Raw genomic sequence first — 24,060 nt, forward strand, 5'->3', positions numbered from 1 at the left:
CTCCAAGGTGTTCAAGTGCTGCAAGGCTTGCATAATTTTCTATACTAATATTATGCAATTCACATTCAGACAGTTTGTTTCACCGATATTGCCGGAACTAACTCAACTAAAATTTCGATTGAATTTTGCAAATATCTTCATTATCCTACCTGTAACTTTCTTTTTTAGCCATTTTATGGTAAAATGAAGAGTAATAATATTTATTAAAGAGGTAAAAACATGATTGAAGCAAGCAAATTGAAAGCTGGTATGACATTTGAAACTGCAGACGGAAAATTGATCCGCGTTTTGGAAGCTAGCCACCACAAACCAGGTAAAGGGAACACGATCATGCGTATGAAATTGCGTGATGTCCGTACTGGTTCTACTTTTGACACAAGCTACCGTCCAGAAGAAAAATTCGAACAAGCTATTATCGAAACTGTCCCAGCTCAATACTTGTACAAAATGGATGAAACTGCCTACTTCATGAACACTGAAACTTACGACCAATACGAAATCCCAGTCGTAAATGTTGAAAATGAATTGCTTTACATTCTTGAAAACTCTGATGTGAAAATCCAATTCTACGGAACTGAAGTAATCGGTGTAACTGTACCAACTACTGTTGAATTGACAGTTGCTGAAACACAACCATCTATCAAAGGTGCTACTGTTACAGGTTCTGGTAAACCAGCGACTATGGAAACTGGACTTGTTGTCAACGTTCCTGACTTCATCGAAGCTGGACAAAAATTGATCATCAACACTGCAGAAGGAACTTACGTTTCTCGTGCCTAATCTCTAGAAAGAGGTCATTCTATGGGAATTGAAGAACAATTTGGCGAAATCGTTATCGCTCCACGTGTACTTGAAAAAATCATTGCCATCGCAACTGCTAAAGTTGATGGTGTCCACTCATTTTCAAATAAATCCGTATCTGATACCCTATCAAAACTCTCTCTTGGTCGTGGCGTCTACTTAAAAGAAAGCAACGAAGAACTAACTGCTGACATTTATCTCTACCTTGAGTACGGTGTGAAAGTACCAAAAGTGGCTCTTGCTATTCAAAAAGCAGTCAAAGATGCTGTCCGAGATATGGCTGATGTGGAACTTGCTGCTGTTAACATCCATGTTGCAGGAATCGTTCCAGATAAAACACCAAAACCTGAGTTGAAAGATCTATTTAACGAGGACTTCCTCAATGACTAGTCCATTATTAGAATCTAGACGTGAACTTCGTAAATGCGCTTTTCAAGCTCTTATGAGCCTTGAATTCGGCACAGATATGGAAACAGCTTGTCACTTTGCCTACACGCATGACCGTGAAGATGCAGATGTGCAAATCCCTGCCTTTCTTCTGAACTTGGTTTCTGGCGTTCAAGCTCAAAAAGACGAGTTGGATAAACAAATCAACCAGCACCTCAAGTCAGGCTGGACAGTTGAACGATTGACCTTGGTCGAAAAAAACTTACTACGCTTAGGTATCTTTGAAATCACATCATTTGATACACCTCAGCTGGTAGCAGTCAATGAAGCTATTGAACTTGCTAAGAATTTTTCAGATCAAAAATCAGCCCGTTTTATCAATGGACTGCTTAGTCAATTTGTAACTGAAGAAAATGAATAATCGAAAAGGTGTTTGGTCTTCCAAGCACCTTTTGACTTCCCCCTCTGTACAGAGTAAGAACCACATAAAAACTAGAACTGACTGCCAGTTCTAGTTTTTATATTAGTATTTTCTAAATCGTTGATAACGTTCTTCCAACAGCTCTTCTAGAGGTTTTTGTGAAAGTAAAGCTACCTCAGCTTGGAGTTCTTTTTTGACACTCTTAATCAGTTCTTTGCTAGAAAGTCCCGTTTCAGAAATCACCTTATCCACCACATCCATTTCTAGCAGCTCATGCGAAGTGATTTTCATCAGTTCTGCCGCTTCCATGGCACGAGTTCCGTCCTTCCATAGAATGGAAGCAAAGCCTTCTGGGCTGAGAATGGCATAGATAGAATTTTCCAGCATCCAGACACGGTCTGCAACTGCTAGAGCCAAAGCCCCACCTGAACCACCTTCACCGATAATGATGGCGATAATCGGAACTTTCAGATCACTCATTTCCATAAGATTGCGAGCGATAGCTTCCCCTTGACCGCGTTCTTCCGCTCCCACACCAGGATAGGCACCTGCAGTATTGATAAAGGTCACAACTGGACGGCCAAATTTTTCAGCTTGTTTCATCAACCGTAGGGCCTTGCGATAGCCTTCTGGATGTGGTTGTCCAAAATTCCGTTTGAGGTTGTCTTGCAAGCTCTTGCCTTTTTGGATACCAACCACTGTGACAGCTTGATCTCCAAGCCAGCCAATACCACCGACAACTGCACCATCATCACGAAAAGAACGGTCACCGTGTAATTGGATAAATTCATCAAAAATGCCTGTCGCAAAGTCCAAGGTTGTCAAGCGACTCTGCTCACGCGCTTCTCTGACTATTTTTGCAATATTCATCTAGGACACCCTCCATGCAATCTGACTAGGCTAGCAATCGTATCTGGCAAATCTCTTCTTTTGACAATAGCATCTACAAAGCCATGTTCCAGTAGGAATTCTGCCTTTTGAAAATCCTCAGGCAAGTTTTCACGAACCGTATTTTCAATCACACGACGCCCAGCAAAACCAACCAAGCTCTGTGGTTCAGCCAGAATGATATCGCCCTCCATAGCGAAAGAAGCTGTCACACCACCTGTCGTTGGATCTGTCAAAATGGTCAGATAAAAGAGACCAGCATTTGAATGGCGTTTAACCGCTGCAGAGATCTTGGCCATCTGCATGAGACTCATGATTCCTTCCTGCATACGGGCTCCACCAGATGCTGTGAAAAGAACAACTGGCAATTTTTCAACAGTCGCATATTCAAATAATCGAGTGATTTTTTCACCTACAACCGTACCCATAGAAGCCATGATAAAGTTAGAATCCATAATCCCAAGAGCCACAGTCTGACCTTTAATAAGAGCTGTTCCTGTCACAACAGCTTCATCCAGACCTGTTTTTTCACGCATAGTTGCTAGTTTCTTTTGATAACCAGGGAAATGCAAGGGATCCTTGCTTTCAATCCCCGTAAATAATTCCTTGAAAGTCCCCATATCAATCGTCAAAGCCAAGCGTTCTTGGGCAGAAATACGAAAGGTGTAGTTACAATGTGGACAGATACGCTCACTTCCCAGATCCTTCTGATAAATGGTATGCTTACAGCCTGGACACTGGGAGAATAATTCATCTGGAACCTCTGGCTTAGCTTGAGGTTTTTCCCTAACCGAACGATTGGGATTGATTCGAATATACTTATCTTTTTTACTAAATAGAGCCATTGATTCCCCTTTTCGGTTTAAACTCTTGAAGTCATTTTATTCTTTTTCTTGATATTTAGGTAAGAAGGTTTCCATCAAGAAGGAAGTATCATAATCTCCAGCAATGACATTACGATCTGAAATGAGGTCAAGCTGGAAATCTGCATTGGTCTGCACCCCCTCTATCTCTAGTTCATAGAGGGCTCGTTGCATTTTCATCAAGGCATCAAAACGATTTTCACCGTGAACGATGATTTTAGCAATCATACTATCATAATAAGGCGGAATGGTATAACCTGGATAAACTGCTGAATCCACGCGCAAGCCTACTCCTCCACTTGGCAGATAGAGATTGGTAATCTTACCTGGACTTGGAGCAAAGTTGAAGGCTGGGTTTTCTGCATTGATCCGACACTCGATGGCATGACCACGCAGAACAATATCTTCTTGCTTAACAGACAAAGGCTGACCTGCCGCAATGCGAATTTGTTCCTTAACGATATCCACACCTGAAACAAATTCTGTTACTGGATGCTCTACCTGAACACGTGTATTCATTTCCATGAAATAGAATTTACCACTGGCTTCATCAAGAAGAAACTCAATGGTCCCTGCATTTTCATAACCAACAGACTCTGCCGCTCGAACAGCCGCAGCACCAATTTCATGGCGCAGCGTTTTTCCGATTGCAATCGAAGGACTTTCTTCCAAAACCTTTTGGTTATTCCGTTGAAGAGAACAATCCCGTTCCCCCAAGTGAATCACATGTCCATGCTCATCTCCTAGGATTTGAACCTCGATGTGACGAGCTGGATAGATAACCCGTTCTATGTACATGGCACCATTGCCATAATTGGCCTTGGCTTCACTTGAAGCAGTATCAAAGGCGGAAACGAGGTCTTCTGGTTTTTCAACCTTACGAATCCCTTTACCACCTCCACCTGCTGAAGCCTTGAGCATAACAGGGTAGCCAATTTTTTCAGCAACAATCAAAGCTTCCTCAGAGTTATGCACTTCTCCATCTGAACCTGGAATGACAGGCACGCCTGCTTTAATCATCTGAGCACGCGCATTGATTTTATCTCCCATCATATCCATGACATGACCAGATGGACCGATAAACTTGATACCAACTTCTTCACACATGGTTGCAAATTTGGAATTTTCACTGAGAAATCCGAAACCTGGGTGAATGGCTTCTGCCTCAGTCAAGACTGCAGCTGATAGAACCGCATTAATATTGAGATAAGACTCTGTAGGCTTACCAGGACCGATACAAACTGCTTCATCTGCCAAAAGCGTATGCAGGGCTTCCTTATCAGCAGTTGAATAAACCGCCACCGTTGCAATCCCCAATTCACGCGCCGCACGGATAATACGAACCGCAATTTCACCACGATTGGCAATTAAAATTTTTCGAAACATGGAGAACCTCCTTAGTTCCCTATTGCAAAGGTAAGAGTACCACTGGCCGCAAGCTTGCCATCCACTTCAGCCTTTGCTTCAACCACAGCAATGGTGCCACGACGTTTTACAAAAGTCGCTGTCATAAGCAATTGGTCGCCTGGTACAACTTGCTTCTTGAATTTAACCTTATCCATACCAGCGTAAAAGACCAGTTTCCCCTTATTTTCAGGTTTTGATAACTCCAATACACCAGCTGTTTGCGCCAAGGCTTCCATAATCAGAACACCTGGCATGACAGGGTATTGAGGGAAATGACCATTAAAGAAGGGCTCATTGATGGTCACATTTTTGATGGCAACAATGGTGTCCTCGCGCACTTCCAAGACACGGTCTACTAGTAGCATAGGATAACGGTGGGGAAGGGCTTCTTTGATTCCTTGAATATCGATCATTTGATACGTACCAATCCTTTACCAAACTCAACCATTTCTTCGTTAGAAACGAGAATTTCCGTTACCACACCATCCTTAGGTGCTGGAATTTCATTCATGACTTTCATGGCTTCGATAATCACCAATGTTTGACCTTTTTTAACACTATCACCAACTGTTACAAAGGCAGGTTTATCTGGACCAGCAGCCAAGTAAGCCACCCCAACAAGTGGACTCTCTACAACATCTCCCTCAGCAGCTACGCTTGCTTCTGCTGATGACGAAGTTTCTTCTATTACAGTTTCTACTGGAGCAGATGTAGGAGCTACTGGACTTGGTGTTGCTAGAACAGGCGCTGGAGCGGCTTGAGATGCAACTTCAGACACCAGTCTAGCTTCATTCTTGCTAAACTGCAACTCATCCGTCCCATTTTTATAAGAAAATTCTCTCAAACTTGACTGGTCAAATTGGGCCATCAAGTCTTTAATATCGTTTAAATTCATACTTATTTATTCTCCCAACGTTTGAAAGCAAGAACTGCATTGTGGCCACCAAAACCAAAAGTATTTGAAATGGCATATGGAATTTCTTGCTCCAAGCCTTGTCCATAAACGACATTGGCTTCGATATAATCTAATACTTCACTTGTTCCAGCTGTCATTGGTACAAAGTTATGACGCATAGCCTCGATTGTGACGATAGCTTCTACTGCACCTGCAGCACCCAGCAAATGTCCTGTGAATGATTTGGTTGATGATACAGGTACTTCCTTACCAAGAACAGCCACGATCGCACCACTTTCTCCTTTTTCATTAGCAGGAGTTGACGTTCCGTGAGCATTGACATAGGCTACTTGCTCTGGAGAAATCTCAGCTTCCTCCAAGGCTAGTTTGATGGCTTTGATAGCTCCTTGACCTTCTGGATGAGGAGAAGTCATATGGTAGGCATCACAAGTATTTCCGTAACCAACCACTTCAGCAAGGATAGTAGCCCCACGTTTTTCAGCGTGTTCAAGGCTTTCAAGAACTAACATCCCAGAACCTTCACCCATGACAAAACCATTACGGTCCTTATCAAATGGAATGGAAGCACGAGTTGGGTCCTCTGTAGTTGAGAGAGCAGTTAGGGCTTGGAAACCAGCAATAGCAAAAGGTGTAATAGAAGCTTCTGACCCACCTACCAACATGACATCTTGGAAGCCAAACTTAATTGAGCGGAAGGCATCCCCAATCGCGTCATTTGATGAAGCGCAGGCAGTATTGATGGATTTACAAACACCGTTTGCTCCAAAACGCATAGCAACATTTCCTGAAGCCATATTTGGCAAGGCTTTTGGAAGGGTCAATGGTTTCACACGTTTTGGTCCTTTGTCATTTAGGCGAAGCACTTGATCTTCAATTTCCTTGATTCCACCAATACCAGAGGCCACGATAACACCAAAACGATCTTTATCAAGGGCCTCTACATCAAGACCTGCGTGATTGACAGCTTCTTGAGCTGCGTACAAGGCATACAAAGAATAGTTATCGAAACGATTGGTATCTTTCTTTACAAAGTATTTATCAAAAGGAAAATCTTGGATTTCTGCTGCATTATGCACATCAAAGTCACTATGATCAAATTTTGTAATTGGACCAATTCCGATTTTTCCAGTTGTCAAACTATTCCAAAATTCTTCTGGTGTATTTCCGATTGGAGATGTTACTCCATAACCTGTTACTACTACGCGATTTAGTTTCATCTTTTTTACCTCTAGCTTCTGCTACATACTTAAGCCACCATCAATGGCAACCACTTGACCAGTTAGATAATCTTGGCCTGCTAAAAATACTGTCAAATCTGCAACCTGCTCTGCCTGCCCAAATTCTTTCATAGGAATTTGTGCCAGCATGGCATCTTTTACCTTGTCTGATAGAACAGCTGTCATATCGGACTCAATCATTCCAGGTGCAATAGCATTAACTCTGATATTGCGATTGGCCACTTCACGCGCCACAGACTTGGTAAAACCAATCAAACCAGCCTTAGAAGCTGCATAGTTAGCTTGACCGATATTTCCCATCAAACCAACAACACTAGACATATTAATGATAGCACCTTCTCTAGCTTTTATCATCGGTTTCAAGACTGATTGTGTCATGTTAAAGGCACCAGTCAGGTTAACCTTGAGCACTTTTTCAAAATCCGCTTCTGTCATCTTGAGCATTAGGGTATCTTGTGTAATTCCTGCATTGTTGACCAAAACATCTACTGAACCCAGCTCTGCAATAGCTTGATCAACCATACGCTTAGCGTCTGCAAAATCTGATACATCTCCTGAAATGGGAACCACCTTGACACCATAGTTTGAAAACTCGGCTAGCAAGTCCTCTGAGATTGTCCCACGGCTGTTTAAGGCAATGTTGGCTCCTGCCTGAGCAAACTTGTGGGCAATGGCAAGACCAATCCCACGACTCGAACCTGTAATAAAGATATTTTTATTTTTTAGTTGCATTCTTTTCTCCTGTTTCCTCTTGTATTTATGGGAGAAGGGATTACTTGTTTTCTAGCAAATCTTCCAAACTAGCCTGATCTTCAACATTGGCTAGTTTAGCTGTCTTATCAATTTTTTTAACAAATCCTGACAAGACTTTCCCCGGTCCAATCTCGATAAAGTTGGTTACGCCCGCTTCTTGCATAACCGCAATACTTTCATAGAAACGAACTGGTACCTTGACCTGACGCGTCAAGAGTTGAGCAATGTCTTCTTTTTGCATAACAGCAGCTTCTGTATTGCCGACTAGGGGACAAGTAAAATCTGAAAAACTTGCCTGAGCCAGAGTTTCAGCTAGTTTCTGGCTAGCAGGCTCAAGGAGAGCGGTATGAAAAGGACCTGACACCTTGAGAGGAATCAAGCGTTTAGCACCTGCTTCCTGCAAGAGTTCGACAGCTCGGTCAACTGCAGCCACTTCTCCACCAATCACGATTTGTGCAGGTGTATTATAGTTGGCAGGGGTAACCACTCCAAGTTCAGAAGCTTTTTGACAGGCTTCCTCAATGACCTCTACTGGTGTATTGAGAACTGCCACCATCTTGCCAGAACCAGCAGGGGCTGCTTCTTCCATATAGGCTCCACGCTTAGCAACCAAGGCAACCGCATCTTCAAAATCCAAGGTACCGCTGGCCACCAAGGCAGAGTATTCTCCAAGAGACAAACCAGAAACCATATCAGGCTGATAGCCCTTTTCTTGCAATAAACGGTAAATAGCAACTGAAGTCGCTAAAATAGCTGGTTGCGTATAGCGGGTCTGATTGAGCTTTTCTTCTTCCGTATCAATGAGATAACGCAAATCATAACCGAGTACCTGACTCGCTTGATCAATCGTTTCTTTGACAATCGGGTAGTGATCATAGAGATCCCGTCCCATACCTAGATACTGGGCACCTTGGCCAGCAAATAAAAAGGCTGTTTTAGTCATTTCTTACAACTCCTGCCCAACGAGAGGCTTCTTCTTGAATTTTCTTAGCTGCTCCGTAATACAAATCTTTTAGGATTTCTTCAACGGTTTCTTCTTTGGAAACAAGGCCTGCAATTTGACCTGCCATAACAGATCCACCATCCACATCTCCGTGAACAACCGCTTTGGCTAGAGCACCCGCTCCCATTTGTTCAAAAATTTCCAAATCTGGATTTTCTTGTTTAAAAGCATCTTTTTCAGCTTGTTCAAAATCACGAGTCAACTGATTTTTAATCGCACGAACAGCATGTCCAAAGTGTTGAGCTGAAATCGTAGTATCAATATCTCTAGCTTTTAAAATTTTCGCCTTATAATTTGGATGAGCATTAGACTCTTTTGCAACGACAAAACGAGTTCCAACCTGAATAGCCTCTGCACCTAGCATAAAGCCAGCCGCAGCACCTTCACCATCTGCAATCCCTCCTGCAGCAATGACAGGAATAGATACAGCTGCAGCCACCTGGCGCACTAAGGTCATGGTTGTTAATTTCCCAATGTGTCCCCCAGCTTCCATTCCTTCTGCAATAACAGCGTCCGCACCGATTTTTTCCATGCGTTTAGCTAGGGCAACACTTGGAACAACGGGAATAACTGTAATACCAGCTTCATGGAAACGCTCCATGTATTTGCTTGGATTTCCTGCGCCTGTTGTAACTACCTTAACCCCTTCCTCGATAACGAGGTCTACAATATCTTCCACAAAGGGAGACAAAAGCATAATGTTGACACCAAAGGGTTTATCAGTCAATGATTTGATTTTATCAATATTTGCCTTGACAACTTCTTTAGGGGCATTTCCCCCACCGATAATCCCTAGTCCTCCAGCCTTGGAAACAGCCCCTGCCAAATCACCATCAGCAACCCAGGCCATTCCTCCTTGGAAAATAGGATAATCAATATTCAATAATTCTGTAATACGCGTTTTCATAGTGCCTCCATCGTTTCTTGCTTACGTAATAGTTCGATACCATCATAATTTGACAATCAAACTATTGCCTAAACAAGAGGGAGCGGGTTTCCCTACTCCTTCTATTTATATTCTGTTTATTTTGTTTGCTCTTCAACGTAGGCAACCAAGTCACCAACTGTTTTCAAGTCATCTTCTGCTTCGATTTGGATATCAAAAGCATCTTCGATTTCTGAGATTACTTGGAACAAGTCCAATGAATCTGCATCCAAATCATCAAAAGTTGATTCAAGTGTTACTTCTGATGCGTCTTTTCCAAGTTCTTCAACGATAATTTCTTGTACTTTTTCAAATACTGCCATGATAGGACTCCTTTAAAATAAATAGTTTTTTTATAACAATGTGTTCACCACATGATTACCTAAATTGTAAGAATGAGCGTGCCCCATGTCAAGCCTCCACCGAAGCCTGATAGTAGAACAGTCTGGCTACCATCTAAACGGATGAGGCCTTGTTCTACACACTCTGAAAGTAAAATCGGGATACTGGCTGCACTGGTATTGCCATATTCCATCATATTGGCTGGAAGTTTATCTCGGTTAACACCAATTTTTTTAGCCATTTTATCCAAGATACGGTCATTAGCCTGATGAAGTAGCAGATAATCCAAGTCTGTCGCCTCTAAAGGAGATTCTTCAATAGTCTGCTTGATAGACTTGGCTACATCCCGAATAGCAAAATCAAAGACTGCGCGTCCATCCATCTTCAAAAATGAATCTGCACTTTCTTGATCTGAAAAAGGAGAATGCAAGCCTGAATGTCCGTAGGTCAGACATTCGCTACGACTTCCATCACTATTGAGACTCTCAGCCAAGAAATGCTCTTGCTCGCTAGCTTCTAGCAAGACTCCACCAGCACCATCTCCAAACAAAACAGCTGTTGATCGGTCTGACCAATCGACTGCTTTAGAGAGGGTTTCACTACCAATCACCAAGCCTTTTTGAAAGCGACCAGAAGCGATAAACTTTTCAGCAGTTGAAAGAGCAAATACAAATCCACTGCAAGCCGCTGTTAGGTCAAAAGCAAAGGCCTTATTAGCACCAATATTAGCTTGAACACGAGCAGCTGTAGAGGGCATCATAGAATCTGGAGTAATGGTAGCTAGGATGATAAAATCCAACTCCTCTCCTGTGATTTCAGCTTTTTCCATCAGTTTCTTAGCAACCTCTGTAGCCAAATCACTAGTAGATTCTGTTCTTGAAATATGCCTTTGTCGTATTCCCGTCCGACTTGAAATCCACTCATCATTGGTATCCATAATCTGAGCCAAATCATGATTTGTAACCACTTGCTCTGGCACATAATGAGCAACCTGGCTTATTTTTGCAAAAGCCATTATCTCAAATCCTCCAAAAATTGATAAAGATTAGTCAAACCTTTGCTCATAACCTCAATTTCTTGCTTACTCATACCATCAATGATTTTTTCAACCATGGCCTTGTGGAAGCGTTTATGTAGCCTATGAACCAAGCGACCTTTCTTTGTCAAATGCAGATGCACCACACGTCGATCATGTTCTGAACGAATGCGTTCAATGTAACCCTTACGTTCGAGATTATTCAAACTAGTCGTAACTGTCCCAAGAGTCACCATCAACTCTTTTGACACTTGACTTGGTGTCACATCTGGAACTTTTCCAATCACATCAATCGTATGCATTTCTTTGATGGAGATATCCTTGAAACGACTACCCCTCAAGCTAACTTCCTCAATAACGAGGACATTGTTAAATATAGACGTTAAATATTCATTAATTCGTTGGTAGTCCAATCTTTCCTTCCCTCCTTTTCAAAAAAACTTTTAGAATCAAAACATTTGACAAGAGAATTATATCAAAGTTCAAAGAATGGTGCAAGTATTTTTTTATTTTCCTGTAAATTTAGGTCTTCTTCTTTCCGAATGAGCCCGAACTCCCTCTTTGAAATCCTCTGTTTTGGCTAGAGATTCTTGAAGATTCAGTTCCAAAGTAGCATAATCTTGCCAATCTTTAAATTGGCTCTCCCAAACCAACTTCTTAATGGCAGCATAGGAATTACTTGAGCCACGTCTCAATTTTTTAAGAAGCTGTTCTCTCGTCTTTTCAAGTTTATCAGCTTCACAGATACGGTAAACCAGGCCCCACTCTAGAGCTTTTTCTGCTGTCAAAGCCTCACCTGTCATAGCTAATTGAGCAGCACGCGTCACACCAATACTTCGACTCAAGAGATGAATTCCTCCCGCATCCGGAGCCAAGCCAACTCCAACAAAAGCTTGGATAAATTTAGCCTTATCCGTTGCCAGACAGAAATCTGCAGCAACAGCCATATTCGCTGCGGCACCTGCAACAGCCCCATCAACCTCCATCAAGACAGGTTTAGCAATTTGCTTGATTTTATAAGAAATAGTATTGACCAATTCTGCGATTTTCGTCAATGATGGAATATCATCCTCATCCACTGCCCGCTTCATCTCTACTAAATCTCCCCCAACTGAAAAAACTTTGCCATTCGCATTGATTAAGACAAAATGCACAGCCGGATCCTCTTCTGCCAAAGTCAGAGCTTCTAAAATCTCCTCACACATAGGGATATGAAAACCATTCGCGACCTCAGGACGATTCAAGGTAAGGATTGCCAAATCCTCTTCAAGATGATAAATAATGTGTTCCATCAGGACTCCTTTTTTATTTTATATGCGGTTTAAATTATTTCATTTTCAAAGTATATCTTTTTTAGGAGCAGAAAGCAATAAAAAATCGACTAAAAGTGTCTCAGCCGATTAGAAAGGCTCGCTTTGTCCTAGAAAGCATCTTCTTTTCTTCATTGAAAAAAGCCTTTCTTTCTGCTATAATCGTATAAAATACTTACTTTAGGAGTCTTTATGAAGGTTGTTAAATTTGGAGGTAGTTCTCTTGCCTCTGCTAGTCAGTTAGAAAAAGTTTTAAACATTGTCAAAAGCGATTCAGAGCGTCGTTTTGTCGTCGTTTCTGCGCCTGGTAAACGCAATGCTGAAGATACTAAGGTTACGGATGCCTTGATTAAATACTACCGCGACTATGTTGCTGGTAACGATATTAGCAAGAGTCAAAACTGGATTATCGACCGCTATGCTGCTATGGTTAGTGAACTAGGGCTAAAACCAGCTGTTTTAGAAAAAATTTCCAAAAGCATTCGCGCCTTAGCCACTCTTCCTATTGATGAAAATGAATTTCTCTACGATACTTTCCTAGCAGCTGGTGAAAATAACAATGCTAAATTGATTGCTGCCTACTTTAATCAAAATGGGATTGATGCACGCTATGTTCACCCTAGAGAAGCTGGTATTGTGGTCACAAGTGAACCTGGTCACGCTCGCATCATTCCATCAAGTTATGACAAGATTGAAGAATTGACAAATGCAAATGAAGTACTTGTCATTCCTGGTTTCTTTGGAGTTACTAGGGAAAATCAAATCTGTACCTTCTCACGTGGAGGCTCAGACATTACAGGTTCTATCATTGCTGCAGGGGTTAAAGCTGATCTCTATGAAAACTTTACGGATGTTGATGGTATCTTTGCAGCTCACCCAGGAATTATCCACCAGCCACACTCGATTCCTGAGTTGACCTACCGTGAAATGCGTGAGTTGGCTTATGCAGGATTCTCAGTTCTTCATGACGAAGCTCTTCTTCCTGCCTACCGAGGAAAAATTCCTCTGGTTATCAAGAATACCAACAATCCTGACCATCCAGGTACTCGTATCGTTCTAAAACACAGTAGTGATGAATTTCCAGTTGTAGGAATTGCCGGTGATTCTGACTTTGTCAGCATCAACATGTCGAAATACCTCATGAACCGTGAGGTTGGATTTGGACGCAAGGTTCTTCAAATCCTTGAAGATCTTAACATCGGTTGGGAACATATGCCAACAGGTATCGACGATCTTTCAATCATCCTCCGTTCTCGCGAACTAACTCCTATCAAGGAAGAAGAAATCCTTCGTCAGTTGGTGCAAAAAGCTGAAGTAGACCATGCAGAAATCGAACATGACCTTTCAATCATTATGATTGTTGGAGAAAAGATGAAGAGCCATATCGGAGTAACTGCTACTGCGACACGTGCTCTATCTGAAAATAAGATCAACATTCAGATGATGTCGCAAGGTTCTAGTGAAGTTTCTATTATGTTCGTTGTCAATAAAGACCAAGAGAAAGCAGCAATCAAAGCCCTCTACAATGCCTTTTTCGGCGAAAGTAAGGAAGACTAACCATGGCTCAATCACTTAACAAAACAGTGCTCCTCAATACGACAGGCACCTCCTACCTCTCTATAGCTGGGAAAGTTGGGAAATTCCTTGTCGGAGATCAGGCTCTGGAATTTTACCCAGATGTCAATGTTGAACAATTTATTCAGATTCCTTGGAGCCATATCAACCAAATTGGAGCCAATGTCACTGGTCGAAAAATCAGTCGCCACTTCGAAGTCTTTACAGACAGAGGAAAATTCCTCTTTGCTTCAAAAGACTCAGGTGCCATCCTCAAAATTGCTCGCGAAAAACTGGGCAACGACAAGGTCGTCAAGCTTCCGACTCTGATTCAGACCATTGGTCAAAAATTTAAAAATCTATTTGCAAAAAAGTAGAAACTTTAGTATAATCATAGCAACGGATAAGTAGGTTATCTTCTTCTTTCAGAAAGTCTGCGGATGCTGCGAGCAGATAGGAGGGATAGGTGAAATTCTACCGTTAGTAACAATTGCATACACAATCAAGTGCACTCCTGTGAAGTTGGATGGAACCGTGGCCCTGCCACTCCAACGCTTTGTCAGGTGTGCTTTTTTCATAAAGGAGTTCTTATGTTAGATATCAAACGTATTCGTACAGACTTTGATGCTGTCGCAGAAAAACTGGCTACACGTGGTGTAGATGCTGCTGTCTTAAACGAGATGAAAGAAATCGATGCTAAACGTCGTGATATTTTAGTCAAGGTTGAAACTCTCAAGGCTGAACGTAACACAGTTTCAGCTGAGATTGCCCAAGCTAAGCGCAATAAGGAAAATGCAGATGACAAGATTGCTGCTATGCAAACTCTATCTGCTGAAGTCAAAGCCTTGGATGCTGAATTGGCAGAAATCGATGCTAAATTGACAGAATTTACCACTACTCTTCCAAACATCCCAGCTGACAGCGTTCCTGTTGGAGCTGACGAAGATGACAATGTGGAAGTTCGCCGTTGGGGCACTCCACGCGAGTTCGATTTCGAGCCAAAAGCTCACTGGGATCTTGGCGAAGACCTTGGTATCCTTGATTGGGAACGTGGCGGTAAGGTAACAGGAGCTCGCTTCCTCTTCTATAAAGGTCTAGGCGCTCGTTTGGAACGTGCTATCTACAACTTTATGTTGGATGAACATGGAAAAGAAGGCTACACTGAAGTCATCACACCTTACATGGTTAACCATGACTCTATGTTTGGTACTGGTCAATATCCAAAATTCAAGGAAGATACTTTTGAATTGAGCGACAGCAATTATGTCCTCATTCCTACAGCTGAAGTTCCTCTAACAAACTACTACCGTGATGAAATCCTTGATGGTAAAGACCTGCCAATCTACTTCACTGCTATGAGTCCTTCATTCCGTTCTGAGGCTGGTTCTGCTGGTCGTGATACTCGTGGCTTGATTCGTTTGCACCAATTCCACAAGGTTGAAATGGTTAAATTTGCCAAACCAGAAGAATCTTACGAAGAATTGGAAAAAATGACAGCCAACGCTGAAAACATCCTTCAAAAACTTAACCTTCCATACCGTGTCGTTGCTCTCTCTACAGGAGATATGGGCTTCTCAGCTGCGAAGACTTACGACTTAGAAGTTTGGATTCCAGCACAAAACACCTACCGTGAAATCTCAAGCTGTTCAAACACAGAAGATTTCCAAGCCCGTCGTGCCCAAATCCGTTACCGTGATGAAGCAGATGGCAAGGTGAAATTGCTCCATACCTTGAACGGTTCTGGACTTGCAGTTGGACGTACAGTGGCTGCTATTCTTGAAAACTATCAAAATGCAGATGGTTCTGTGACCATTCCAGAAGCACTTCGTCCATACATGGGTGGAGCTGAAGTTATCAAACCATAAAAATAAGGTTTAGCTATTTCTAGCTAGACCTTTTTTCGTAACCAATTCAGATAAGCGCCTAATACAAAGAGCAAAATAATTAAGCAAATAGCGGTTTCAGCCAGTACCAGATAATCCAGAAATGGAAGTTTCAAGATTCCCTGAGCCATCTTAAGCGAAGTAGCTGTGATAATGGTTGGGAAGGTGAGGGCTGAGAAGGCTGGTTGAAAACCTTGTTTTAAAATATTGGGCAGGCGAGTCAAAACAAAGAAAAAGAAGGATTGGGAAGCCAAAATCATCACAACTAATAGCCAAGTCGGTAGGCTGGCTCCTCCAACTCGAACTAGGGAAGCCAAGATTAGAGAGAAAGGAGCACAGTAGATTCCTTCTTGACCAAGCAAGACTACGGGGAGTGGTTGTTTCTTTAAATCACTATAAATAAGGGGATAGAGATAGAAGGTTAGGAGAAAACCAAAACTCAAGGTCGCATAGGCAATTTCGATGATACCTACCAGAGGATAGGTCAAGGCTGCTACTGCTATCCCCACATAGAGAACCGTCCAGCTTGGAGTAGCATGAACCCTCCGCCCCGGACAGGCAAATTTAATGGTAAAACCAGCAATCAGGGCTACATCCAAGAGAAATGAAAACCACCAGATTCCTTGCGCTACCAAAGGAAGATGAGGGAAGACGCGAAAAACATAAGTCGATAAAATCATCCCAGCCATGGGAAAAGTCGCCATTCCTGACAAAAGAGGAGGTTTGGTCAATTCTTGCTTGGTTTCTTTCCAATTAAAGAGATGAAGAATAAGAAAGAATATCCAAAAAATCAAACCTGTCAGACTAAAAAGATGGGACAGAAACGGCAACGTATCTAAAATAAGATTTCCAGCTCCTGCTAAACCTAGCAAACAACCAGAAAATACCAAGGGGAGTTTTTTCATCCTAACCTCCAATAATCATGTTAGTTTCAGTATAGCATAAAAGCGCTTAAATGAGGACTTAAAAAATGAAGTCCGATTATTTCAGACTTCATTTTACTCAAATATGAATTAAGCATAAGGTTGCAATTCTGGGTTAATTGGTGTATTGGCTAGATTGTTGGCATAGTTACAGAGGCTTGCTAGGCTAACACCAAGAACCACATCCAAGGCATTTTGTTGGGTGTAGCCAGCTTCTAAAAATTCACCCAAGGCTTCATCTCCTACACGACCCTTGGTATTGATAACTGCCAAAGTAAACTTAGCCAGAGTGTCTAATTTAGGATCTGTTTCGATTGGAGTACGATTGCGAAGGGCTTGCAGAAGGTCATCATTCATCTGGATTTGTTTGATGGAAAAAGCTGTGTGACCTGCCACGCAGAAAGCACAACCATTAGTTACAGCTGCCGTGATTTGCACTACTTCACGCTCAACTGGTGTCAGGCTATTGCGACGGTTGATGGCTCCGACAGTTCTGTAGGCTTCTAAGGCGGTAGGTGCATTAGCCAAGAGACCGATTAGGTTGGGAATATAGCCATTGTTATCTTTTTCTACTGTTTCAAGAACTTCTTTCACTTCTGCTGGTGCTGATTCGACTGTATGAATGGTAAATGTTGTCATCATAAAACCTCTTTTCATGTTGTTGAAATCTAGTCTATCACAGATTCTATACCGTGTATAATATATATTTTAAATTGCATCGATAAAAATTTTTTATGAAGACAAAAGAGCCTGGGACAAAATAGTTCTCAACCACAAAAAGCTAGAGATTTCCAATCCGTTGCTTTTTTTGGAGATAAGAGACTATTGTCCCAGGTTCTTGAAAGATACTCACTTAATCAGAAGAACAACTTTGTTGCACTTGACTTGACAATTAGGGATTAAAAAGCGGGCCTGAGAAATTATAAATCCAATCTTAGTAAGATTCTGTTTGTTGTTTTATGATATCGTTTATACTATTTATAGATATCTTGTTTCAGAGCTCAGTTATTCAAAATCAGCGTGTCTATTAAACATTGTTTCTGATGTCTCCCCAGTATCGTCCATTAAATTTAAAATTAAACTATCAAAGGTCAAAAAAGCTAACTGTTCAAAAGCTGAACCCATGGGTTGTTTAAAACCCTTTGAATTCCAGTTATTTTCGTTTTTTGTTGTACCTGGTAATATTAAGCTTGAAGAAGCTAAATTGCCAATTGTTGAATCCAATTTCATGGTTACCAAACCAATCTTAACACCACTTTCTACGGCTTTTTTGGCTAAAAATTTTAAACTATCGGTTTCTCCAGAACCAGAACAGATAATCAATAAGTCCCCAGGTTGGGAATGGGGGGAGCTTATTTCACCAACAATACTTACATCAAAACCTAGATGCATCAATCGATTGGCAAACGATTGAATTACAATACCCGATCGACCAGCGCCCGAAAGAAAAATATGCTTAGCTCTTTTAATTTCTTCTAGAAAGATAGAAAGCTGTTCACTGCTAATTTTTTCAGCATTGTGTAACAGTTCGTTAAGGATCTTTAAAATATAATTTTCCAATTTTATCCTCCTAAACTTCCGATAAAGCAGTTTTTAAATTCGTTATCATTTCAACTTCGTTGTTCTCTTCCCCAAAAATATATCCACCCGATACAAACATATCAGCGCCTACTTTTGCACAAGGTTTAATCGTATTGTTGTCAATTTTACCATCTACTTCAATCAAATATTGATAGTCATTTATTTCTCTCAGTTGGTTGAGTTCAGCAATCTTATTAACAGTTATAGAAATAAATTCTTTATTTGGTCTGCCAGGATTAATTGTCATCACTAATACTAGATCAACTTCGGATAGAATTGGTTCTATCATTGAAACAGGAGTGGATGGATTGATAGCGACTCCGACCTTCTTTTTTTCTTCCTTAACCATTTGAATAATATACATCCCATTATTAGTAGCTTCAGCATGGTACGTGATAGAGTCAGCACCAGCCTTAAGAAAATCTGGCACCATTTTTTCAGGTGTTTCTATCATTAAGTGGACATCTAGCAAAATATTGGAAACCTCTTTTAATTCTTTAACAATACTAGGTCCTGAAGCCATATCCGGGACAAAACAACCATCCATCACATCAACATGCAACCACTTTACTCCAGTCATTTTTAAAAAATTTAATGTTTTTTCTAAGCGACTGATTTTGGAACTAAATAATGAAGGTGCTAAAATATACTCTTTCATCAAATTTACTCTCCCATAATTATCACATCAATTGTACGATCTCGTTCACGGAGACGATCCCAATCTACAAAATACACTCTACCCAAAGTCCCAATCTGCAACTTTCCCTGTTTCAAAATTAGTGATTGAGAATTAGTTCCATAAATTGATGCCTTCAGATGTGCATCTGTATTTAGCATCACCCATTTTTCAGATGGATAATTAGGGTCGCTTAATGAAGTCCCAAAGGCAATATGTTCTGGCCCTGGGCTGTGATATTGTCCTTCAGTTGTCATGGCTGGAGCTATCTTTTCCATTACTTCATTAATGTCTACGTGTAGAAAATCATCACCAAAATAATTCACATCATGCATCGTCTCTTCATAAAAGAATGAACAAGTTGTATGTGGAGTGGTAATGATCATCACACCATCTATCAATCCAGATTCTAATGCAATACGAATCAAATCATCACGTAAATCATGATAAGAAGCACGTCCTTCTATTGTACGTATTTTGATTGTGTCATGTTTGATCATCTATTTCAGTTCCAATCGTGTTGCTACATCTTCAAATATTTTATCTGCCCCTATTCCGGTCAATAGGCCTACCCCATTAATCACTTTATCTTTAACTGAATCTGGGACAATAGTCGTGCTGACGACTGCATCGTAATCGTCCATCTTATTCAATTCGTCTGCAATCTTAGATTGATAAATTTTAACCTGATCTGTATAGTTCTCAGCTTCCAACCATTTGTTTATTTTTGATACCGCAATTGTTGATGTTGCGTGCCCAGCACCACAAATTACTAATAGTTTTTTCATGATTTTTCCTACTTTCTTTTTATTGACATTCCTGCATATTTTTTGCTTTACTTCCTTTAATTTTATTGAAATAAAACATTGCTACTAAAACCACAATTCCTAAAAGGATAATTCCCAAGATACCTAGTTTTTGAACTAATAAAACGAATAACCCTGCTGGCCACAAACCACTCAATAGCATAGTAACCAGTCCAGATGTACCTACATCAAAGTTTGCCATTTGAAAAAGATCTGTCACAATAGGAGCTAGCCACGTAGATAAATAAAATGTCATAACTAGATAAAGGGAGCACCCCACTAAAGAACGGACAATGTTTCCTTTGAAGTATGGAATCATTAAACAAATCGCAAATGCAAAGAATGCTAAGTCACCAAAAGGTAAGACTTTATTTCCAGGTAAAATTACTGCAAGTAATAGCGATATGGGAACTAACAACAATGAAGTAGACATTACTGTTGGATGGCCAACTGTAAGTGCTGCATCCATCCCAATATTTACCACACGTCCATTTAATTTTTTTCCTGTAAATTCTTTGGCAGCCTCAGCAATTGGTAACAGCCCTTCCATAAACATTGCAACCATTTTTGGCATTATCTTCATAACTGCAGCAGTTTTCATACCAAGCAATCCAATTCCTGCTGCATCATACCCTGCAAAGAATCCGACAACAACCCCAATGACCAAGCCAATAACAACAGTGTCACCAAATATTCCAAATTTTTTTGTCAAACTTTCAGCATCTGCATCAATCTTATTAAAACCCGGAATTCGATCAAAAATCCAGTTCATAGGTTTCGCAAACAATACTCCAGACAATGCCATCATATGTGTAATTGCGATTCCTGGATAACCAAAGAATTCACTAACCTCTTTTTGAGCTGCATCTGCCAAGAACCATTGTAGAACAACAGCTACAATTGCTCCAATAATTCCAAACCAAAAATTTCCAGTTACTGTTTGTACAAGCATACCTAAAAATATTGGGAACCAAAAATTCCAAATATCGACATTTAATGTTTTCGTCCAACCAAGCATCACTAAGATGAAATTCAAGATTAATGAAATTGGAATTATCAAAATTCCCAAAGATGTGGAGAAGGCTAAAGGTCCACCTACCCCAACGCCGATATCTAAAACGTTCAGGGAAGTTCCGAATTTTTCACCCATTTGCTGAATTGCACTACCTAAACCACCCGATAACAAATCGAGTACTAATCCAAGTCCAATACTCCCGATTCCAACTGTGATACCAGAGATAAAAGCTTTTCCAGGCTTTAATCCAAAGAACAATCCAATTATAAAAATGATTACTGGTAGAAATACTGTTGATCCTAATCCAATAAACCATTGAATACCATTTATAATAACATTCATTTATTTTTCCTCCTTGATTGGTTTAATAAATACCAGAATTATTTAGCAATTTGATAAACTCTTCCTGTGATGATAACTCTCGTAACTGCTTTACCTTTTGATCATCAGTAAATAAGGTCATTAAATTTTGTAAAGTCTCTACTTGTTCATGTGGTGCTGCCATAGCTAACATAAACACTAAATTGACTTCTATATTATTATTTTTATCTGTCATATCTTGAAAAACCACGGGTTTGTCTAATGATGCAAAACAAATTTGTGATTTGTTAACATGTATAGAGTCTGTATGAGGAATTGCAAAACCAACACTATTAAATTCCAGACCAGTAGGATATTCTGATTCTCTTGTCATAATACCGTCTAAAAAACTTGTTTTGACACATCCTGCTAGATAAAGCTTTTTATACATTTTTTCAAATAATTGCGTTTGATCTTTAGGTTTGATATGAAACAAACAAAGTTCTTGATCAAAAAACATTTAGTTCCCTCCAGTACTAAAAATTTGTAGCATTTGCGTGGAATCTTTGATTTTCACAAGCGCATCAACTTTCTTTTTTTCATCAATAAATTGGTAAAGTTCTTCAACTACTTCACGAATTTCGTGTAAATCTTCTTCATTAAGGTTTACCATAATAATTAATTTGACGGTACGACCCCCCCAGTTAATCGCTTTTCTAAGAGAGACAATATAAATATGAGATTTATATATTGTTGTCGGATTAGCATGAGGTAATGCAACTCCACTGTCCAAATTGGTATTTCCGATTTCCTCTCTCTCAAAGACAGCTTTTCGAAAAGTAGGTAGTACTAATTTACGGTTTTCTAGTTCATCAATCATACTATTTAAGCAATCAGTTTTGTCCCAAAAAATATTTTGTAAACTAATTAGTTCGAGGCTGACATATTTATTCAACACCTCTGATTTGAAATCACTACCTAATGAACCAGACATTCCAAAGGATTCCCCTTGGATAAGATATTTTGTGTAAGCTTCCATAATCTTGATATAATCTTGGTCACTAACTAAAGGTGTTACCTTTACAAAAGGAATCTTTGATTGAGGAATATCAATTGAGCTGATTATCAAATCAATATTTTCCTTGTCACTTTTGTTAAATCGCTCCATTGTAGAAACTTCTACATTATCACGAGCTGGGATAAACTTTCGAACTTTAGAAAAAATAAATTGAGCTGAAGACATTCCATATTGACAAACAATGATAATATTATTTGCTTTGGATTGACGATCTAAGGCAATTTGGAAATGAATCAAAATGAATGAAATCTCATCATCATTCAAAATCACATCATATTGTTGTTCAACAATTACTAATGCATACCAAACGATACTGAAAAGCTCAGAATACTGATCTCTAATATTCTCCAATAGAGGATTTTCAATATGAATCCCATCTTTTAACCGAAGAATCATAGCAGGTATATGATATAGCAACGAATTAAAGAGGTGTTCATCCTGAGTCAAATCAACTTTTTCAATTTTACTCATTCTTGCAATCAGTCGATACACCAAATCTACATAAGTTTCATCGTTAGCTTTTATTTCAGTAGTTACCCGATGGGCAAAAAGTTGACGTGACAAATAATCTTTATCTACTTCACTAAAAATCAATTTAGTTTCTTTTGATAACTCTTCAGACATTTCATTTGCAACCACAAAAGTTTCCATATGCCGTATACTACTAAATAAGTAATCGTCTTCTTCTTCAACATGAAAACCCATTTGAAGGCGTCGACATTGAACCAAAAGAGTTGTCATAAGTGATTCCATATAGTAATCAGAAATATTTTCAGTGAGTTCCCTAAAATTTTTGTGTAGAACTTTCGATGCGAGAGTCACTAATTGTTTCTCAAAAAAATGATACAGCTTAACATTGATAGATTTTTCCTCTATCAAATTTGAGAAATGTGTTACTAACTGTTTAGCAGCTAATTGAATCTCATTCTCTTGACCTTGACTAGTCAAACCATCCTTTGTAGAAAGCAGCTCAACATTGTTTGCTGTAATTATTTCATTCATAATTTTCAAATCATTATAGAGTGAGGTTTTACTAACCAAGTATTGCTCGGCAAGAGAATCCAGTGTTGGCTTATTTTCTTCAAAAAATATACTTTTAATAATTTTGACCCTTCTATTTATAGGTGACAATTGATCTTGTAAAAGCTCACTTTCTAATTCTTTTAAAAAGTTTATTTTTTCACTATATTCACCTGATAAGCGGATGCCTAGAGAAGGTAACCGTTCTATATCAATAGAGTAAGGTTGGATGGAAATTCGAAGTGTTTCTAAATCTTGAAATACGGTTTTAGTCGAAACAGACAATTTTTTACTGTAGAAAGAAGTAGGTAAAAATTCATCATGTTCAATTAGCAAGCGTGCAAGTTTTAATTGCCTTTCGTTCATGGATATCACCTTTCTGTTAGCTAACATTCTTCTTTCCATGTCTATGATAACACAATCTGTAAGCGCTAGCAATTACATAAATTTACTTATCTGTTGTAGAAGTGAGTTAACGAACTTACTGAAGTACATTTTTCTATGTGAATTAATTTCATTACGCATTGGAATAAAGTCAATATCTGAGACACATTTTTTAGAGAGTTTTTTCGAAAAAGTCTATATATCCTCATTCAGTATATGAAGTAATTCTATCTAAGCAGATCAGTGAATGGAAATGTGAAATTAATGCTGAACACGAGACATTTATTAACTCGAGTAATAATAAACCATATATGGAAGCTCATCATTTAATACCGATGTCTAAACAAGGGAAGAGTCTGAGTCTGGGACAAAAAGATTTTGATTTTAGGAATTCTTTATTATAAATTTTTAAAATCGATAGATTAAACAAAAAAGCGAACAAAAAGAGTATTCTGAGTGTCAGAAAAACCTTTTTGTTCGCTTTTTATATTTAAGGTTAGACTTTTGTCCCAGCCTCTTATCTTTTTCACACAAACCTTAGTCCGAATTC

The 24,060-nt window shown here is 39.7% G+C and carries 28 protein-coding genes; 6 read left to right on the forward strand and 22 right to left on the reverse strand.

The window, feature by feature from the left end; all coding sequences use genetic code 11:
* Positions 1-219: 219 nt before the first annotated feature.
* From efp to nusB, 3 genes are read left to right on the forward strand one after another with little or no spacing between them, the layout of a single operon-like run.
* Positions 220-780: an elongation factor P gene (gene efp, locus D8837_RS06730; RefSeq protein WP_000568643.1), complete on the forward strand. Its 561-nt coding sequence runs from the start codon at positions 220-222 to the stop codon at positions 778-780.
* Between the two features lie 21 nt (positions 781-801).
* Positions 802-1,191 carry an Asp23/Gls24 family envelope stress response protein gene (locus tag D8837_RS06735; RefSeq protein ID WP_000510575.1) on the forward strand — a complete coding sequence of 130 codons (390 nt, stop codon included), beginning with the start codon at positions 802-804 and terminating at the stop codon, positions 1,189-1,191.
* Positions 1,184-1,609, forward strand: coding sequence for a transcription antitermination factor NusB (gene nusB, locus D8837_RS06740; protein ID WP_000203638.1), 426 nt, complete (start codon positions 1,184-1,186; stop codon positions 1,607-1,609). The genes D8837_RS06735 and nusB overlap by 8 nt, the downstream gene beginning before the upstream one ends.
* 102 nt (positions 1,610-1,711) lie before the next feature.
* Here nusB and D8837_RS06745 read toward each other — a convergent pair whose 3' ends face one another.
* The 13 genes from D8837_RS06745 to D8837_RS06805 all read right to left on the reverse strand — a co-directional run bounded on the left by D8837_RS06745 (position 1,712) and on the right by D8837_RS06805 (position 12,272).
* The gene (locus D8837_RS06745) at positions 1,712-2,479 is read right to left on the reverse strand and encodes an acetyl-CoA carboxylase carboxyl transferase subunit alpha (protein ID WP_061589554.1); all 768 of its coding nucleotides are present in this window, start codon (positions 2,477-2,479) and stop codon (positions 1,712-1,714) included.
* On the reverse strand, positions 2,476-3,342 hold the full coding sequence (gene accD, locus D8837_RS06750) for an acetyl-CoA carboxylase, carboxyltransferase subunit beta (protein WP_061589555.1): 867 nt from the start codon (positions 3,340-3,342) through the stop codon (positions 2,476-2,478). The genes D8837_RS06745 and accD overlap by 4 nt, the downstream gene beginning before the upstream one ends.
* Positions 3,343-3,378: 36 nt before the next feature.
* Positions 3,379-4,746, reverse strand: coding sequence for an acetyl-CoA carboxylase biotin carboxylase subunit (gene accC, locus D8837_RS06755; protein WP_061589556.1), 1,368 nt, complete (start codon positions 4,744-4,746; stop codon positions 3,379-3,381).
* 11 nt (positions 4,747-4,757) lie between these two features.
* A complete protein-coding gene (gene fabZ / locus D8837_RS06760) occupies positions 4,758-5,180 on the reverse strand; it encodes a 3-hydroxyacyl-ACP dehydratase FabZ (RefSeq protein WP_049492970.1) in 423 nt (140 codons plus the stop codon).
* Entirely contained in the window at positions 5,177-5,662 is a 486-nt protein-coding gene (accB, locus tag D8837_RS06765; protein ID WP_049492973.1) for an acetyl-CoA carboxylase biotin carboxyl carrier protein, read from the reverse strand. Before accB ends, fabZ begins: the two co-directional genes overlap by 4 nt.
* A 2-nt stretch (positions 5,663-5,664) precedes the next feature.
* Positions 5,665-6,900, reverse strand: a complete 1,236-nt coding sequence (gene fabF / locus D8837_RS06770) for a beta-ketoacyl-ACP synthase II (protein WP_125456570.1) — start codon at positions 6,898-6,900, stop codon at positions 5,665-5,667.
* A gap of 21 nt (positions 6,901-6,921) precedes the next feature.
* Positions 6,922-7,653 (reverse strand): 3-oxoacyl-[acyl-carrier-protein] reductase, encoded by a 732-nt coding sequence (gene fabG / locus D8837_RS06775; RefSeq protein ID WP_049492977.1) that lies wholly within the window; start codon positions 7,651-7,653, stop codon positions 6,922-6,924.
* Between the two features lie 40 nt (positions 7,654-7,693).
* Positions 7,694-8,617, reverse strand: coding sequence for an ACP S-malonyltransferase (gene fabD, locus D8837_RS06780; RefSeq protein WP_125456571.1), 924 nt, complete (start codon positions 8,615-8,617; stop codon positions 7,694-7,696).
* Entirely contained in the window at positions 8,610-9,584 is a 975-nt protein-coding gene (fabK, locus tag D8837_RS06785; protein WP_049500269.1) for an enoyl-[acyl-carrier-protein] reductase FabK, read from the reverse strand. The genes fabD and fabK overlap by 8 nt, the downstream gene beginning before the upstream one ends.
* A 116-nt stretch (positions 9,585-9,700) precedes the next feature.
* A complete protein-coding gene (locus D8837_RS06790) occupies positions 9,701-9,925 on the reverse strand; it encodes an acyl carrier protein (RefSeq protein WP_000257838.1) in 225 nt (74 codons plus the stop codon).
* Between the two features lie 59 nt (positions 9,926-9,984).
* Positions 9,985-10,959 (reverse strand): beta-ketoacyl-ACP synthase III, encoded by a 975-nt coding sequence (locus D8837_RS06795; RefSeq protein WP_125456572.1) that lies wholly within the window; start codon positions 10,957-10,959, stop codon positions 9,985-9,987.
* Positions 10,959-11,393: a MarR family winged helix-turn-helix transcriptional regulator gene (locus D8837_RS06800; protein ID WP_000386355.1), complete on the reverse strand. Its 435-nt coding sequence runs from the start codon at positions 11,391-11,393 to the stop codon at positions 10,959-10,961. The genes D8837_RS06795 and D8837_RS06800 overlap by 1 nt, the downstream gene beginning before the upstream one ends.
* A 93-nt stretch (positions 11,394-11,486) precedes the next feature.
* Positions 11,487-12,272 carry an enoyl-CoA hydratase gene (locus D8837_RS06805; RefSeq protein WP_125456573.1) on the reverse strand — a complete coding sequence of 262 codons (786 nt, stop codon included), beginning with the start codon at positions 12,270-12,272 and terminating at the stop codon, positions 11,487-11,489.
* Positions 12,273-12,482: 210 nt separating this feature from the next.
* Between D8837_RS06805 and D8837_RS06815 the strand changes: the two genes are divergently transcribed.
* The 3 genes from D8837_RS06815 (at position 12,483) to serS (ending at position 15,709) form a co-directional block, all read left to right on the forward strand.
* Positions 12,483-13,847, forward strand: coding sequence for an aspartate kinase (locus D8837_RS06815; RefSeq protein WP_125456575.1), 1,365 nt, complete (start codon positions 12,483-12,485; stop codon positions 13,845-13,847).
* A 2-nt stretch (positions 13,848-13,849) separates the two neighbouring features.
* A complete protein-coding gene (locus D8837_RS06820) occupies positions 13,850-14,221 on the forward strand; it encodes a DUF956 family protein (RefSeq protein WP_000079349.1) in 372 nt (123 codons plus the stop codon).
* 213 nt (positions 14,222-14,434) lie between these two features.
* Positions 14,435-15,709 (forward strand): serine--tRNA ligase, encoded by a 1,275-nt coding sequence (gene serS / locus D8837_RS06825; RefSeq protein ID WP_033686469.1) that lies wholly within the window; start codon positions 14,435-14,437, stop codon positions 15,707-15,709.
* A 23-nt stretch (positions 15,710-15,732) separates the two neighbouring features.
* On the opposite strand, the gene D8837_RS06830 is transcribed toward serS, so the two are convergent.
* The 9 genes from D8837_RS06830 to D8837_RS06870 form a co-directional block, all read right to left on the reverse strand.
* Positions 15,733-16,632, reverse strand: a complete 900-nt coding sequence (locus tag D8837_RS06830; RefSeq protein ID WP_125456576.1) for a TDT family transporter — start codon at positions 16,630-16,632, stop codon at positions 15,733-15,735.
* Between the two features lie 108 nt (positions 16,633-16,740).
* Complete coding sequence (locus D8837_RS06835; RefSeq protein WP_033686525.1) at positions 16,741-17,289, reverse strand: carboxymuconolactone decarboxylase family protein; 549 nt, start codon at positions 17,287-17,289, stop codon at positions 16,741-16,743.
* 366 nt (positions 17,290-17,655) lie between these two features.
* On the reverse strand, positions 17,656-18,210 hold the full coding sequence (gene hxlB, locus D8837_RS06840; RefSeq protein WP_125456577.1) for a 6-phospho-3-hexuloisomerase: 555 nt from the start codon (positions 18,208-18,210) through the stop codon (positions 17,656-17,658).
* Between the two features lie 10 nt (positions 18,211-18,220).
* Positions 18,221-18,889: a ribulose-phosphate 3-epimerase gene (gene rpe, locus D8837_RS06845; RefSeq protein WP_125456578.1), complete on the reverse strand. Its 669-nt coding sequence runs from the start codon at positions 18,887-18,889 to the stop codon at positions 18,221-18,223.
* 5 nt (positions 18,890-18,894) lie between these two features.
* Positions 18,895-19,407, reverse strand: coding sequence for a YjbQ family protein (locus D8837_RS06850; protein WP_125456579.1), 513 nt, complete (start codon positions 19,405-19,407; stop codon positions 18,895-18,897).
* On the reverse strand, positions 19,408-19,695 hold the full coding sequence (locus D8837_RS06855) for a PTS sugar transporter subunit IIB (protein WP_125456580.1): 288 nt from the start codon (positions 19,693-19,695) through the stop codon (positions 19,408-19,410). It abuts the gene before it with no gap.
* 19 nt (positions 19,696-19,714) lie between these two features.
* On the reverse strand, positions 19,715-21,070 hold the full coding sequence (locus tag D8837_RS06860; protein ID WP_125456581.1) for a PTS galactitol transporter subunit IIC: 1,356 nt from the start codon (positions 21,068-21,070) through the stop codon (positions 19,715-19,717).
* A gap of 22 nt (positions 21,071-21,092) precedes the next feature.
* On the reverse strand, positions 21,093-21,548 hold the full coding sequence (locus D8837_RS06865) for a PTS sugar transporter subunit IIA (RefSeq protein WP_060936318.1): 456 nt from the start codon (positions 21,546-21,548) through the stop codon (positions 21,093-21,095).
* Positions 21,549-23,492: a BglG family transcription antiterminator gene (locus D8837_RS06870; protein ID WP_125456582.1), complete on the reverse strand. Its 1,944-nt coding sequence runs from the start codon at positions 23,490-23,492 to the stop codon at positions 21,549-21,551.
* Positions 23,493-24,060 lie beyond the last annotated feature (568 nt).

The organism is Streptococcus mitis (genome assembly GCF_003942965.1).
Lineage (GTDB): Bacteria > Bacillota > Bacilli > Lactobacillales > Streptococcaceae > Streptococcus > Streptococcus mitis_BH.